Genomic DNA, 15,097 nt, shown 5'->3' with positions numbered 1-15,097 from the left:
TTAAATTGAAAATTGTGTTTTGAATTTGATCTTAACTGTATCGCCGGTTGTAATGGTACCGAACATTGCTGTTGGAGGTTCTACACCATAATCGGTCATTTTTAGATTATGTTCACCGCTAAGGCTGATGGTGTTGGAATTGGTTTTTAAATTGAAATCCAGCCTGATGTTCTTTTTTGTACCTGCGATCTCCATAATTCCGGTGGTGGATACCTTGTAGCTGTTATCGCTTAACTTCTCGATATTATTCACTTCTTTTAGCTGGTAGGTTATTAGTTTATGATCGTCTGTATTAAGAGCTTTATAAGTGTTTTTGTCCATTCCGCCTTTTCCACTTTTCAAACTTTCGGCTTCCACCGTGAACTCCAGTTTTGAGATGCCGTTTAAATCCTTTCCATTTTGATTAAGACTAATCGTTCCTGAAGCACTTTCAGCTTCTATGGTCCAGTCATGGATGTTGGAGGTCCCGTCAACCAGGACTTCTGAAGCCTTGTTATTAAGACGGTAGGTTTGTGCATTGAGCGTGTTAAAACCGAAACTAATCAGGATTGCTACGATTATGAGGTTGAAACTTTTCATTGTGATTGATTTTAATTAACAGTACAAATTTGCGTTAGCAGTGGGCTTTAAAATATGACAGGGGTCAGGTTTTGGAATTTTTGAGGCTTTATAGGCTAAAACCTGATTTTCGTCAGGTTTTGAAGGTCAAAACAAGACGTGAAGTAGATCGTCGATCCAGGAATATGCTATTTTTTAGATAAGTAAAGGATAAAATAAACTAATGGAACTTCATAAAAGTTATATATTTAACTGGTTATCAGTTCAATAAGAATATATTAGACGGATTAAAAATAGAGCCGAAAATGAAGATCCTTTTTATTTCTCATAGGTTTTATCCTGAAGTAGGCGGAATAGAGGTCAATTCTGAAATTCTGGCTACCTATTTTTCAAAATTCGGGGCAGAGGTTCATCTGCTTACCTGGACCAGGGAAACAGGAGAAAAGACTTTCCCTTTTTTGGTGATCAGGGATCCTTCATTGCAACAAATAATAAAAGAACATAAATGGGCAGAAATAGTCTATGAGAACAATCCATGTTTAAAGTTATCCTGGCCGTCTGTAGTTTATAATAAACTTAATGTTATCGCTATCAGGACCTGGGTCGCACGGCAGAATGGTAAGAAAGGCTGGCAGGATCATCTTAAAACCTTAAAACTTGGCAAGGCCAACAGACTCATTGCAGTAAGTAAGCCAATTGCTGATAGTCTAAATTCAGATGCTGTTATTATCGGGAACCCTTATCGGGATGAGTTATTCAGGATTAAGGCTGAAATAGCCAGGAATAATGATTTTGTTTTCCTGGGAAGGCTGGTTTCTGATAAAGGCGTGGATATGGCAGTTCAACTCCTTTACCTAATTAAGAACAGGAATGATAAATATTTCAGCCTTACCGTTATAGGAGAGGGGCCAGAAAAAAAAACGTTGGAAGACCTGGTTAAAAAACTCGAATTGAATAATCAGGTTAAATTTAAAGGAGTCCTTAAAGGCGAAGATCTGGTTGATGAATTGAATAGGCATCAATATATACTGGTGCCTTCCAGGTGGCGTGAGCCATTTGGAAATATAGCCCTTGAAGGGATGGCCTGTGGTTGTATCCCAATCGTGTCTGGTGATGGAGGTCTTGTTGATGCTGTGGGGGAAGCCGGTGTTATATTTACGCGAAATAATATGGAATCGTTTTATTCAGAAACCTGGAAGCTTATAGAAGATAGTCAATTACAGGAAGAATTGAAAAGCAAGGCCAGGCCGCATCTGGATGATCATTCTTCAGAAAAAGTTGCTGAAAAGTATTTTGAGGTCTTAAAGAATGTGTTCAAAAATCATCAGGCTGAATGTCTAAAATAAGCTTATCCCATCCAACTGGTAATGCAAATGTAAGGGCCCTGTTAGTGGGGCTTTTAAGGAAGGGTTCCTTACATCGCTTTTATACTTCCATTGCGATCGGGGAAGGTGGACTTTTATACCAGGTAGTGAAGAACTCACCATTTAAAGCTCTTTTAAGAAGGTCTTATTCTGCTGAAGTAATGCGAAAGACCAGAACCCAACCATTAAAGGAACTTGGCAGACATTTCTCGATAAGGTTCAAGATCGCGTTTTTGATGGCCCATGAAAAAGGGATCTTTTCGGTAGATAAAATATATACGCACCTGGATAGAAAAGTAAGCATGAATTTAGGCGAATCTGAAGCCATATATGCTTATGAAGACGGAGCGTTTAAAACTTTTCAAAAGGCAAAGGAGGGCAATATCATTTGTTTTTACGATCTGCCCATTGGTTACTGGCGGGCCATGCGTGAATTATTGAACGGTGAAAAGGAAAACAGGCCCGACTGGGCAGTCACCTTAACCGGATTTAAGGATTCGCGCGAGAAATTGTATAGAAAAGACATGGAGCTCGCTTTGGCCGATCATATTTTCGTAGCAAGCAGTTTTACCAAAGAAACGCTGGGATGGTATCCGGGGAAATTGGCTGCCGTGCATGTAGTGCCGTATGGCTTTCCGGAACCTTTACCAAACAGAAGCTATGTGCCCCCAACCGATCGAAAGCTGAAATTATTATTTGTAGGCGGATTATCACAACGAAAAGGCCTTGCTAATATTTTTGAAGCAATGGATTTGCTGGGAGAAAGTATAGAGCTTACGATCATTGGTCGCAAAGTTGTAGAAGATTGCATCCCCTTGAATAAGGGATTGAAACAGCACCGTTGGATCAACTCTTTGCCACATGAAGAGATCCTGGAACAAATGAGGAATCACGATATTTTGATTTTCCCATCCTTGTTTGAAGGCTACGGTCTTGTAGTGACCGAAGCCATGTCCCAGGGCACCCCGGTAATCACGACTAGACGAACCTGTGGAGCCGATTTTATAGAAGATGGTCGCAACGGCTGGCTGGTAGAACCCGGAAATACGAAGCAGCTCGTTAGTAAACTGAAGGAAATTTTGAATGAACCTGAGAAAATTGAAGCAATTGGAAGGGAAGCCATGCGTACTGCCGCAAAATATCCCATTAGTGAATACGGTGATATCATGGCAGGGAAGATCGACGAAATTCTGAATTCCAGGTGATTGGAAGGTTTATAAAACCGGAGTCTATACACCATTCATTTAATAAATGGGATCCGCATTAATTCGGTGATTTTTAAAATGGATTTATTTAATATTTCAGGTAAAACCGCTGCTTTTCCTTCCGCTGTAAAAAACATAATTATGTATATTAGTCTACAAGGTTTTAATAACCGCCCTGGCCTGAGAGAGAAAATTTTCGTGTTTTCAGGTCTACCAGCTTCAAATTTTAGTTCTAAATAAAGCAGATGAGTAAAATAGCATTGATAACCGGGGTTACCGGGCAGGATGGGGCTTACCTAAGTGAATTCCTTTTAAAGAAAGGTTATGTGGTTCATGGAATAAAAAGAAGGTCTTCACTTTTTAATACAGACAGGGTTGACCATTTATACCAGGACCCCCATGAAAAGAACAGGAATTTTATCCTTCATTATGGAGATCTAACCGATTCGACGAACCTGATTAGACTTATCCAGGAAATTCAACCCGATGAGATCTATAACCTGGCAGCGATGAGCCATGTGGGAGTGTCTTTCGAGATCCCGGAGTATACCGGGAATGCCGACGGCCTGGGTACCCTGCGAATACTTGATGCGGTTCGATTGCTGGGGCTGGAAAAGAAAACCCGTATCTACCAGGCATCAACTTCCGAATTATATGGAAAGGTGCAGGAAGTACCCCAAACCGAAACCACGCCGTTTTATCCGCGTTCCCCATATGGGGTGGCGAAATTATACGCCTACTGGATCACCGTGAACTACCGGGAGGCTTATGGAATGTTTGCCTGTAACGGCATCCTGTTCAATCACGAGTCTCCACTAAGAGGGGAAACCTTTGTAACCCGAAAGATCACCCGGGCTGCCACCAGGATCGCTCTTGGTTTACAGGATAAACTTTACCTTGGAAATCTGGATGCACAGAGAGACTGGGGACACGCCAAGGATTATGTACGAATGATGTGGATGATACTGCAGGCCGAAGAACCCGAAGACTGGGTCATCGCTACGGGAAAAACCACCACGGTACGAGATTTTGTAAAAATGGCATTTGGGGAATTGGGAATAACACTTAGGTTTGAAGGCGAGGGCGCAAATGAAAAAGCTTTCATAGAAAGTTGCTCTGATTCCAGGTTTCAGTTAGAGACCGGCAGGGAAGTATTGAACATAGATCCAAATTATTTCAGACCTACCGAAGTAGATATGCTGATAGGTGACGCCAGCAAAGCCCACAAAAAATTAGGCTGGAAACCGGAATATGAACTTCAGGATCTTGTGAAAGACATGATGCAGAGTGATATCAAGCTAATGCAAAGAGAGCAATATTTGAAAGGAGGAGGGTTTAAGGTTATGAATTATTTTGAGTAAATAATTACACGGATTAAAATGGATTACACGGATTATGTCACCACTGTTATTTGAAGAAGAGACTTATAAAATCATAGGTGCGTATATGATGGTCCATAAGAATTTGGGGAGTGGATTTCTGGAATCGGTGTATCAGGAAGTACTAACAAAGGAGTTTAGGAAACAAGAAATACCCTTTCAAGAACAGAAGAAATTAGAATTATACTACGAAGGCCAGAAGCTAAATAAATATTTCAAAACTGATTTTCTATGTTATGACTCAATTATAATTGAGTTGAAATCTGTCTCGTTTCTTAATAAGAATATGGAAAACCAGATCATCAATTACTTAAAGGCAACAAATAAGGAAGTTGGTCTACTCGTCAACTTTGGTGAAAAGAGTTTGAAGTGGAAACGTTTTATAAACACTCTTAACTAAAAGGAATCCGCGGAATCCGTTATAATCTATGTAATCGATACAAATCAGGATTAGAGTAGGGGTCTTTCAAAAAATCAGAATATAAAGGATGAAAAAGAATACAAAGATATACATAGCGGGCCATAAAGGAATGGTAGGTTCAGCAATCTGGAGAAGGCTGGAGTCCCAGGGTTATACGAATCTTATTGGAAAGACCTCGAAAGAACTGGACCTGCGGGATCAGAAAGCTGTACAGGATTTTTTCAAAAGGGAGAGACCTGAAGCGGTAATTGATGCTGCAGCCAGGGTAGGAGGAATCCTAGCCAATAGGGATCATCCTTATCAGTTTTTGATGGAAAATCTGCAGATACAGAATAACCTGATCGACTGTGCCCACAAGAATGGGATAGAAAAATTCATCTTTTTAGGCAGTTCCTGTATCTATCCAAAGCATGCTCCTCAACCTTTAAAAGAGGAATATTTGTTAACGGGTAGCCTTGAGCCCACCAACGAGGCTTACGCTATTGCGAAGATCGCAGGGGTGAAAGCCTGTGAAGCTATCAGGATGCAGTTTGGAAAGGATTATGTAAGCCTGATGCCAACGAATTTATACGGGATCAATGATAATTTTGATCTGAAAACCTCGCATGTATTGCCATCGATGATCCGAAAATTTCATGAGGCTAAGCTGAAAATGGAGAAGGCCGGGCAGAGTGAGCCTGTCGAAAACCGCAGTGAGCTTGTCGATAATGAGTTTGTCGAACTGTGGGGTTCCGGTAGTCCTATGCGGGAATTTCTGTTTGTAGATGATATGGCCGAAGCAGTACAATTTACCCTTGAGAATCAATTGCCAGAGTATTTATACAATATTGGAACAGGGCAGGACCTGAGTATAAAAGAACTGGCAAACCTTATTCAAAAGATCGTGGGATATAAGGGAAAGGTGAAATGGGATTCCTCGAAACCAGATGGCACTCCACGAAAATTGATGCATGTTGAAAAAATGACAAAGGCTGGCTGGGTAGCTTCTACTTCACTTGAAGAAGGAATCCGCAAGACTTATAACTGGTTTTTAGAAAATGAAGATAATTTTAAGGAGGTGAAGATGTAAAGTTGTCTGTGGGGGTTGTCTGTTGTCTATTGTGGGTTATCTGTTGTGGGTGGTCTGTTTACGTATAAATTTTGATTTTTATCACCACAAATCTTGAATCTTAAATTTTGAATGATAGATCCGCATCACAGCCTCACTGAATCACTGAATCACTGAAACACTTTACCACTGCTTCACACTCTCCACTTTCCTCTCTCCACTATTTTTTATTTTCAATACTCAATACTCCCAACCTTAAATCTTAAATCTTGAATCTCTAGCACCGCATCACCGCATCACCGCCTCACCGCCTCACCGTCTTACCGTCTCACCGCATCACCGTATCACTGTCTCACTCTCAACTATCCACTTTCAACCCCAGCTAAACCCCAAACAACCAACAACGGACAACCCATAACAGACTACAAACAGACAACCAAAAAATAAACTTCCCAATCACAGCGATTTACCTATATTTGAAATCTTAATTTCCAACCGGCCCTAACTCGAGTTGATGACTACACGATCTTCCAATCCTTCAGGTATTGCCAATAGGAAGCCTCTATTCTTTGGGCTGCTGGCCGGATTGTTCCTGCTGGTCGCCGGATTATTTATGTTATGGCAGCGCTACCAGATCCTTCTCGAGAACAGGCAGGGAGAAATGTCCGGCATTGTAGAGGTGGTAGGTCAGAACATTGAGCAGTCTCTTAAGTATAGCTATTCCGCAGCCACTTCACTGGCTTTGCAGGTAGATGAGAATGGTGAGATCAGGAATTTTGATAAGGTCGCTCCCCAGCTGGTGGACAACAACCCGAATATCGATGGCATACAGATCGTTCCAAAAGGGATCATTACCAGGGTCTATCCATATGAGCCTAATAAGGAAGCGATCAATTACAATATTTTAAAGGATTCTACCCGTAACCAGGAAGCTTTAAAGGCGATCGACGAGAGGCGGATGTTCTTTGCCGGACCGCTGGAACTCAGGCAGGGCGGAATGGCAGTGATAGGTAGGTTGCCCGTATTTATAGATAATGAATTCTGGGGATTTGTTGCCGTTCTTATCGATTTTGATAACCTCGTCGATCAATCCGGTATCCATAATCTCGCGGGGGATGAATACCGGTTCCAGTTCTCCAAAACCGATCCCGTAACCGGGGGAGAAAAGTTCTTCCTTTCTGAAGCTGAGATTTCAGATTTTTCTTATTCCGAAGGGATCAGCCTGCCCGATGGGGACTGGAAGATCCATATCATTCCGGTGAGTCCGTCAAGACCCTTGTATATCCTGATCCCTGTTGGCCTGTTGATTCTGGTGCTTTCGGGTTCCTTTGGCTGGATCATTTATAATGCCTTAAAGCAGCCTGCCTTGCTGGCTGAAAAACTGCAGCAGCAGGCTGGCGAACTCGCCGAGACCGAGATGCGCTTTCGTACAATTTTCAACCAGGCTGCGATAGGGATGGCACGGGTGAACACCCAGACCGGGGAGATCCTGGAAACCAATAAAAAGTTCCGGGAATTGCTGGGCTATTCGAAAAAGGAATTACACCAGATGGTGCATACCCAGATCTCTCATCCCGAAGATATTGCAGAGAACCTGGAACTCATGCATGACCTGGAACAGAACAGGATCAGGGAATACAGTCTCAGGAAGCGGCTTATCCGAAAGGATGGCGAGGTCATCTGGATCAACCTTAACGTTTCGGCGCTTTGGCCAAAAGGTGAAGAAGCCAGCACGCATATTGCCCTGGTGGAGGATGTTTCGGCAAGGGTACATGCCAAGAAGCGTTTAAAATACAATGAAAAACGCTTCCGGTCACTGGTGGAGAATTCAGATGAGATCATCCTGATCATAAATGCCGAAAATGAGGTGCTTTATTATTCTCCTGCGCTCACCAAAGTTTCAGGTTATGAAAATATTGATTTTGTAGGGAACGGGGTATTACATTATATACATCCAGATGATCAGGATTTGCTGCGTGAAAAGGTAGAAACTTCCTATGCCAGGCCAGCTGAACCCATTACTGATATCATCCTGAGGGTGAAAGATTCCAATGATAACTGGTTCTGGGTGAACGCCACTCTTACAAATATGCTGGAAACCGAACATGTGAATGGCTTCGTGGTCAACCTTAGGGACATCACCGAAAAGAGGGAAGCAGAACTAAACCTTGTCAAATCCTACGAGCTGGTTATGGAGCAGAACAAGCGGCTGCTTAATTTTGCCTATATCGTATCACATAACCTGAGATCTCATTCCAGTAATATGCAATCTATCCTGGAGTTGCTAGACGGCGAGCAGGACGAGCGGGAACGGGAAAATTATCTAAAACTACTGGAAAAGGTTTCGGCTAACCTGGATCAGTCACTGAGCGATCTTAACGAGGTGGTTTCCATAAATACCAATTTAGATATCGAGGTAGAATCGATCCGGGTTCTGGAGGTTGTCAACCAGACCCTTGAAATGTTAAGGCACCAGATTTGCCAGGCCGGTGCCAGTATAGATATTGATATTCCGGAGCAGATGCGGGTAAATTTTAACCCGGCCTATATGGAAAGTGTGATCCTGAACTTCCTAACCAATGCCTTGCGCTATTCTGATGAATCGAGAAAACTGAAGATCCAGCTGAAAGCCTATCCTGAAAACGGGAAATGGCAACTCGAATTCAGTGATAACGGGATCGGGATCGATCTAGAAAAACACGGGGACAAATTATTCGGCTTGTATAAGACCTTTTCGGGCAGAAAGGATGCCAGGGGAGTGGGATTGTTCATCACTAAGAACCAGATCAATGCGATGGGCGGCGGTATAGAGGTAAAAAGTCAGCCCGGAGTAGGTACCACATTTAAAGTAAGCTTCCAATGAAAAGTGATATAGCGGTCATTGATGATGACGAGGTTTACAAAACGATCATTAAGAAGTTCATCGAGCGGTCACAGGCATTTGGTGAGGCGTATTTTTATACGCGGCCACAGGATGCGCTGGATAATTTTGTTTCAAAGGCTGTGCTGCCTAGGGTGATCCTGCTGGATATCAATATGCCCTTAATGGACGGATGGCAGTTTTTGAGGTCACTGCAGGAAGAGTTTCCAGACCTGTATACTCAAAGCAAGGTGTATATAGTGACATCGTCCATCGCTTATTCTGATAAGGAAAAGATAAATGAATTTCCCGGAATCCGTGGGTTTCTTTCCAAGCCTCTTAAGGTTGCAACGCTGAAGGAGATCGCGGCAGACTAAAAATAAAAAAGTCCGGCGTAGGGACCGAACTCTTCTGTTGATATTTTATCTAGATCGCTTTTTAAGCTGCTGAAGTCACATTATAATTGGAAAGCAAGCTCTGGTAATAAAAAAGGCTCTTTTCGTCCTTTTTAAGGCATGATTTTAGGAATCGCTCAATATCCTGACATTCAAAAGTGATGCTTGTATATTTTCTATGACCCACCGGTAGTTGCATATCGATGGTTTGGTTATCATAATTTATAACGACCTGCTTGGCTTCAAAATACTTCTTCACAATGGAACGATGTAGCGTCTGGAAGCCGTTATTTTCCACATTTCTTTCCTGAATGCTGAACGAAATTAAGTTCTTGATTTCGTCAATTATTTCTGGAGTAGTCATTCTATTCATAGTCTTTTTTGCGTCTCGTTAGTCAGGGCTAAAATACTACTAGACAGTGCAAAAGCTGTTAAAAAAAAACTAATACTTCCATAGTTAATAAATTTTTAACTTCGGTTGATAAGGCAGTAATGGCTAAAAGTAAGACTTACAGTTCTATAACGGCAGGTTCGTTCATTATCCTGAAGCGCTCGTCCAGAACAGAAAGGTTAAAAAATTTAGTATTTGAAAAGGTCTTGCTGCCGGCAGCGTGGTGTATGTGGCCGAACAGGTGATAATCAGGTTTTAACGACTCCAGCTTTCCAGCCAGCTCTTCACATCCCAGTTTTAGTCCGCGTGCGGTATCATCCATAATGCCGTACGGCGGTGTATGGGTTATAAGGATTTGAGTGTCCTGCGGAATCTGTTCCCAGTGTGACCTGAGTTCGGCACCCCGTTCCCGTTGAAATGCCCAGTTGGCCATTCCGGGAGTATAGGGAGAGCCCCAGAATTTAATACCCTTGATCTCCAACGACTGGCCTATGAGTACATGCAGGTTTTCTGGAATTTGATCTTTATGATGTTCTTTTTCAAAAAAGAAATCGTGATTCCCGGGTACCAGGATCTTATGTTTATGAGGTTGCTCACTAAACCAGTCTAAAAAATCGAGACTTTCCCGTGCTGATCCACCATCGGTACAGTCTCCTGCATGAATGAGAATATCTCCTTCGGGTAAATCGAGATCGCGGTGTTGATTATGGGTGTCGGCCAGACAGATAAGCCTCATATTGGTGTGATATCGTTCAGCAAGATAAATAAAAAAATCCGCCGGGAAGACCGACGGACTATTCGTAATTGTATTTATTCCTTAAATATTGTCTTCGTCAGTTTCGGTAGAATAATAATCTTTATCCACAGGAAGAATTTTGCCAATGGTTTTAAGCATGGCAAAAGCGATAATACCAGCGGTAACCGTAAAAAATGCAAACTTCAGCAATAAACTATCGCTGATCACAAGACTGTAGAAGCCTAAAAAGATCTCTACCGCTATAAATAATACCTTTATTCCTACTTTAAAAAACATAGTTGATTTTTGACCTGTTCAAATATAGTTACCAATTTCCATACCGGGAATGTTAGCGATCAAGTTTGACGAAAATTTAACTTGGGTAACTTCTGGCTCACAAACTTTTAAGTTAAAAATTCTTAAACCATGGTGTACCAAGCCTCTGAATTGTAAATTGGATTTTAAATTCTCAATAATTTGAAAAGATCCTCCAAAATTGCCGTGTCCCTTCTTGTATTTATCGGAATACTGGCTGTAGCCTTACTAATTCTGAACAATTTTTTAGAAGGAAAGATCAAAAAAAGTCTTGAAGAGAAATTAACCCGCGCCAATACTAGCTTTGAAAAGGTAGACGTCAAGTTATTAGATCGCAGCGCCGAAGTGATCGATGCTCATGTTGAGCTCAGGAATAAGAATTTTAAGGTTGATACCATAGTATTGAATGATATTGGTATCTGGAAATACCTAACCACTAAGAATATAGTGGTAGGGGAATTACAGATCTCCAATCCAGTGGTAAAGATCACTCAAAATAAATCTGAATCTAAAGATCCTGGTAAAGACAAATCTTCTGGTGGACTTCAGGAACAAATTCTAATCAAAAAAGTAAGGGTGAATGGAGGCAGTTTCCAGATGTTCGAAAATGATACGGCCAGCGCGATGCTTTTCGCGAGTTTGCAAAAACTTCAATTGAATGAAGTTCGAATCGATTCGGCCAGCTTAAAGGAGAAAGTGCCTTTTGAGTACCAGTTAAAACATCTGGAAGTGGATAGCCTGTATTTCGATCTCAGTGAGCAACAGGAACTGGTCCTGGAGCAACTCCTTGTTCGGGATCTGGATTTGCAGATAAACGGGTTCAAGGTCCTGCCGAAATATTCCAAAGCTGGACATCAGCAAACCATCGAGGTAGAAAAAGACTGGTATGACCTGGTTATCGATTCCATTAGCATGCAAGATTTTGGATGGTCAGTTCAAAACGATTCCCTGAAATTTGAAAATTCTCTTACTCATATTAATGGAGTGAATTTTGAGGTGTACCGCAATAAACTGAAACCTGATGATACCACGTTCAAACCATTGTACAGCCGGGCTATCAGGAAGCTGCCTTTTTTGATCAATATCGATAGTATTGAGATATCGGATGCTTATATAAAATATGAAGAACGCATACAAGCCGATAGGCCTCCGGGAATGGTGGAGTTTGCCAACCTGAACGTTAGCGTTCAGAATATAACCAATATGGGCCTTGGCCGGGATGATTTTCCGAAGACCAGGGTCACGGCGAATACCGATTTTATGAAAGGCGCGCCCTTGAGCATCGACTGGCAATTCGATATTAGTGATCGCAATGATGCTTTTCAGCTAAGCGGACAAATGGGAAGGTTGCAGGCCAGCCAGATGAACAAATTCACCGAAGCGGGGTTGAACCTTCATATCTCTGGCGATATCCTGGAAATGTATTTTAATTTTTATGGTGATAACACCAGTGCTAAGGGCGACATGAAACTAGAATATAACGACTTTAAGGTGGAGGTGCTGCAAAAAGACGGTGAAAATAAAAATAAGGTCATTTCGGCTCTTGCCAACCTGATCGTACGCAACAAGGCCGTGAAAGGAGAGCAAAGTTATAAGGAAATAAAGGCACAAAGGGACCAGACGAAGTCTTTCTGGAATTACTTCTGGCTGATGATCAAAAATGGCGCATTTAAGTCGTTCATCTAGATCTTAAAGGTTACCACCGGCCTCGAAGAATGGTTCACCAGGTCTTCACTGATGCTTCCGTTAAAGAAATGAGCCAGGCCTTTTCTGCCGTGGGTGCTTATTCCAATAAGACCAGAGTTGAGCTTGTTGGCAAAATTCAGGATCCCTTTTTCAACACTAATGTCATTATATATATGAACCTCAAAGGAGGCCGGATCAAAATCGCTGGTGAAATCCTTCATTTTTTCGTAAGCCTCTGCACTGGTAAGAAAATTATTAGGCGTATTTACAAATAAAAGATGAAGCTTTGCCTGGATTGTTTCAGCGAATTTCATCGCCTTTCGTAAGGTATGTTTGTGTTCCGGGTTCCCGTCTGTAGCAAAAAGGAAGTTCTCGATCTCAAAATCGGTGATGTCGTTCTTGATCACCAGGACGGGGATATCTGAATGTCTTACCACTTTTTCGGTATTGGAACCTATGAACATTTCCTGGAAACCGCTTACGCCGTGTGAACCCATAACGATGAGGTCGCAGTTCTTCTCTTTTCCAATTTCCATAATGCCATCAAAAGCCCGGTGAAATTCAACAGTTTCGTAGACTTTAATGCCTTCCAGATAAGGTTGCTTCATAAGATGAGCGAAACGCTGATGGGCCAGTTTCATGAAAAACAGCGCTTCAGGCAGGTTCTGACTGCCGCCTCCAACAGGATCGATGAGTTGCAGGGGTAGTTCCAGCATATGCAATAGATAAATGTCTCCGTCAAATTTTCTGGCAAGCTGGGCTGCAACCTTTAAAGCCTTTTCAGCCTGGTCGCTAAAGTCTGTGGGAACAAGAATATTTTTCATGATTGGAAGGTAATGGCTTAGTACTAAATGCTCTATTAAAATTACAAAGAATAATTCATTTATTTTCACGTTTTTAAACTTGGAAAATATTGCTATATTTGCAGCGTTGAAACTAAAAAAGTACAGCGAGGGGACATGAGTCCCCTCTTTTTATAAACATGCTGAAGGAGAAGGTAGAAAAGTTAGCAGACAAGGTCTTTGAAGAAAATAAATCCTTATTTTTAATAAGCCTGGAAGTGAACTCAGGTAATCATATTAAAGTGGTTCTGGATGGGGATCAGGGAGTTTCGGTAAACGATTGTATCCTGGTTAGCCGCGCGATAGAACACAACCTGGACAGGGAGGAAGAAGATTTCTCTCTGGAAGTTACTTCAGCTGGAGTCTCTGAGCCTTTGATAATGCCGAGACAATACAAAAAGAATATCGGTCGCAGATTGAAAGTGAAAACCGAGAACGATAAGTTTGAGGGTGATCTGGATTCTGCTGATGATAATGAGATAAAATTATCCTGGAAGGCAAGGGAGCCAAAACCGGTTGGAAAGGGTAAGCATACGGTACAGAAAGAGGTGGTGTTGCCTTATTCTGATATTGTGGAAGCGAAAGTTAAAATAACATTTTAATCACAAATTGATATGGAGAATATCGCGTTGATTGAGTCATTCTCAGAGTTTAAAGATGATAAACTCATAGACAGGGTTACCCTTATGGCGATCCTGGAGGATGTTTTTAGAAATGCTTTGAAGAAAAAGTATGGAGAAGACGATAATTTTGATATTATTGTAAACCCTGATAAAGGGGATCTTGAAATATGGAGAAACCGGGTTGTGGTTGCCGATGGTGAGGTAGAAGATCCTAACAGGGAGATCTCTTTGACTCAGGCAAGAAAGATCGAGCCCGATTTTGAAGTAGGGGAAGATGTTTCTGAAGAAGTTAAGCTGGTTGATCTTGGAAGGAGGGCTATCCTGGCCTTGCGTCAAAACCTGATCTCGAAGATCCACGAGCATGACAACACCAATATTTATAAGCAGTTCAAAGATCTTGAAGGTGAGATCTATACTGCAGAAGTTCATCATATAAGGCACAGAGCCATTATTCTACTAGATGATGAAGGCAACGAGATCGTGCTTCCAAAAGACCGCCAGATCCCTTCAGATTTCTTCCGAAAAGGAGAAAATGTAAGGGGTATCATAGAAAGCGTCGAATTAAAAGGAAATAAACCTACCATCATCATGTCCAGAACCGCTCCAGGTTTCCTTGAGAAACTTTTTGAGCAGGAAATTCCTGAAGTTTTCGACGGATTGATCACTATCAAAAAAGTGGTTCGTGTTCCTGGTGAGAAAGCCAAGGTAGCAGTAGATTCTTATGATGACAGGATTGACCCTGTTGGTGCCTGTGTAGGTATGAAAGGTTCCAGGATTCACAGTATCGTACGTGAATTGGGGAATGAAAATATAGATGTGATCAACTATACCAATAACGAGCAATTGTTCATAACCCGTGCGTTAAGCCCGGCGAAGATTACTTCCATTAAAATGGATGAAGAGAACAAAACTGCTGAGGTTATGCTGAAGCCTGAAGAGGTTTCTAAAGCCATTGGTCGTGGTGGTCATAACATCCGTCTTGCCGGTCAGCTTACCGGTTACGAGATAGATGTATATCGTGAAGGTGTGGAAGAAGATGTGGAATTGAAAGAATTCGCAGATGAAATTGAAGATTGGGTGATCGCCGAATTTTCAAAAATTGGTCTGGATACTGCGAAAGCGGTGCTGGAGCAGGATGTTGAAGATCTTGTTCGTCGTACAGACCTTGAGGAAGAGACCATTAAAGATGTAATGGCCGTGCTTCGCTCAGAATTTGAGGAATAAATTTTTTATTTAAGAAGAATAATACATTTAAAGAGGTTAATTTAGAGGGC

Annotated in this window: 15 protein-coding genes; 10 read left to right on the top strand and 5 right to left on the bottom strand. The window is 41.8% G+C overall.

What is annotated here, in order from left to right:
• On the bottom strand, positions 1-579 hold the full coding sequence (locus MKO06_RS02195; RefSeq protein WP_241550705.1) for a YceI family protein: 579 nt from the start codon (positions 577-579) through the stop codon (positions 1-3).
• Between the two features lie 284 nt (positions 580-863).
• Here MKO06_RS02195 and MKO06_RS02190 point away from each other — a divergent pair, with 284 nt between their 5' ends.
• The 7 genes from MKO06_RS02190 (at position 864) to MKO06_RS02160 (ending at position 9,212) form a co-directional block, all read left to right on the top strand.
• Positions 864-1,904 (top strand): glycosyltransferase family 4 protein, encoded by a 1,041-nt coding sequence (locus MKO06_RS02190; RefSeq protein ID WP_241550704.1) that lies wholly within the window; start codon positions 864-866, stop codon positions 1,902-1,904.
• On the top strand, positions 1,892-3,127 hold the full coding sequence (locus MKO06_RS02185) for a glycosyltransferase family 4 protein (RefSeq protein WP_241550703.1): 1,236 nt from the start codon (positions 1,892-1,894) through the stop codon (positions 3,125-3,127). Before MKO06_RS02190 ends, MKO06_RS02185 begins: the two co-directional genes overlap by 13 nt.
• A gap of 245 nt (positions 3,128-3,372) precedes the next feature.
• Complete coding sequence (gene gmd, locus MKO06_RS02180) at positions 3,373-4,488, top strand: GDP-mannose 4,6-dehydratase (RefSeq protein WP_241550702.1); 1,116 nt, start codon at positions 3,373-3,375, stop codon at positions 4,486-4,488.
• 34 nt (positions 4,489-4,522) lie between these two features.
• The gene (locus MKO06_RS02175; RefSeq protein ID WP_241550701.1) at positions 4,523-4,906 is read left to right on the top strand and encodes a GxxExxY protein; all 384 of its coding nucleotides are present in this window, start codon (positions 4,523-4,525) and stop codon (positions 4,904-4,906) included.
• Between the two features lie 88 nt (positions 4,907-4,994).
• Complete coding sequence (locus MKO06_RS02170) at positions 4,995-5,996, top strand: GDP-L-fucose synthase family protein (protein WP_241550700.1); 1,002 nt, start codon at positions 4,995-4,997, stop codon at positions 5,994-5,996.
• Between the two features lie 493 nt (positions 5,997-6,489).
• A complete protein-coding gene (locus MKO06_RS02165; RefSeq protein ID WP_241550699.1) occupies positions 6,490-8,838 on the top strand; it encodes a PAS domain S-box protein in 2,349 nt (782 codons plus the stop codon).
• On the top strand, positions 8,835-9,212 hold the full coding sequence (locus tag MKO06_RS02160) for a response regulator transcription factor (RefSeq protein ID WP_241550698.1): 378 nt from the start codon (positions 8,835-8,837) through the stop codon (positions 9,210-9,212). The genes MKO06_RS02165 and MKO06_RS02160 overlap by 4 nt, the downstream gene beginning before the upstream one ends.
• A gap of 61 nt (positions 9,213-9,273) precedes the next feature.
• Here MKO06_RS02160 and MKO06_RS02155 read toward each other — a convergent pair whose 3' ends face one another.
• From MKO06_RS02155 to MKO06_RS02145, 3 genes are all read right to left on the bottom strand, one after another.
• Positions 9,274-9,603 (bottom strand): hypothetical protein, encoded by a 330-nt coding sequence (locus tag MKO06_RS02155; protein ID WP_256946144.1) that lies wholly within the window; start codon positions 9,601-9,603, stop codon positions 9,274-9,276.
• A gap of 136 nt (positions 9,604-9,739) precedes the next feature.
• Positions 9,740-10,357 carry a metallophosphatase domain-containing protein gene (locus MKO06_RS02150; protein ID WP_241550696.1) on the bottom strand — a complete coding sequence of 206 codons (618 nt, stop codon included), beginning with the start codon at positions 10,355-10,357 and terminating at the stop codon, positions 9,740-9,742.
• An 81-nt stretch (positions 10,358-10,438) separates the two neighbouring features.
• A complete protein-coding gene (locus MKO06_RS02145; protein WP_241550695.1) occupies positions 10,439-10,654 on the bottom strand; it encodes a hypothetical protein in 216 nt (71 codons plus the stop codon).
• 180 nt (positions 10,655-10,834) lie between these two features.
• On the opposite strand from MKO06_RS02145, the gene MKO06_RS02140 reads away from it, so the two are divergent.
• Positions 10,835-12,358 carry an AsmA family protein gene (locus tag MKO06_RS02140; RefSeq protein WP_241550694.1) on the top strand — a complete coding sequence of 508 codons (1,524 nt, stop codon included), beginning with the start codon at positions 10,835-10,837 and terminating at the stop codon, positions 12,356-12,358.
• Here the strand turns inward: MKO06_RS02140 and MKO06_RS02135 are convergent.
• Complete coding sequence (locus MKO06_RS02135) at positions 12,355-13,182, bottom strand: universal stress protein (RefSeq protein ID WP_241550693.1); 828 nt, start codon at positions 13,180-13,182, stop codon at positions 12,355-12,357. The two genes, MKO06_RS02140 and MKO06_RS02135, sit on opposite strands and share 4 nt — an antisense overlap.
• A 158-nt stretch (positions 13,183-13,340) precedes the next feature.
• Between MKO06_RS02135 and rimP the strand changes: the two genes are divergently transcribed.
• Positions 13,341-13,802 carry a ribosome assembly cofactor RimP gene (gene rimP / locus MKO06_RS02130; RefSeq protein ID WP_241550692.1) on the top strand — a complete coding sequence of 154 codons (462 nt, stop codon included), beginning with the start codon at positions 13,341-13,343 and terminating at the stop codon, positions 13,800-13,802.
• Positions 13,803-13,814: 12 nt separating this feature from the next.
• Positions 13,815-15,047: a transcription termination factor NusA gene (gene nusA / locus MKO06_RS02125; RefSeq protein WP_241550691.1), complete on the top strand. Its 1,233-nt coding sequence runs from the start codon at positions 13,815-13,817 to the stop codon at positions 15,045-15,047.
• Positions 15,048-15,097 lie beyond the last annotated feature (50 nt).

The organism is Christiangramia oceanisediminis (assembly GCF_022570735.2).
Lineage (GTDB): Bacteria > Bacteroidota > Bacteroidia > Flavobacteriales > Flavobacteriaceae > Christiangramia > Christiangramia oceanisediminis.
Note: the sequence above shows the minus strand (reverse complement) of the source record. Positions and strands in the feature narration are given on the sequence as shown.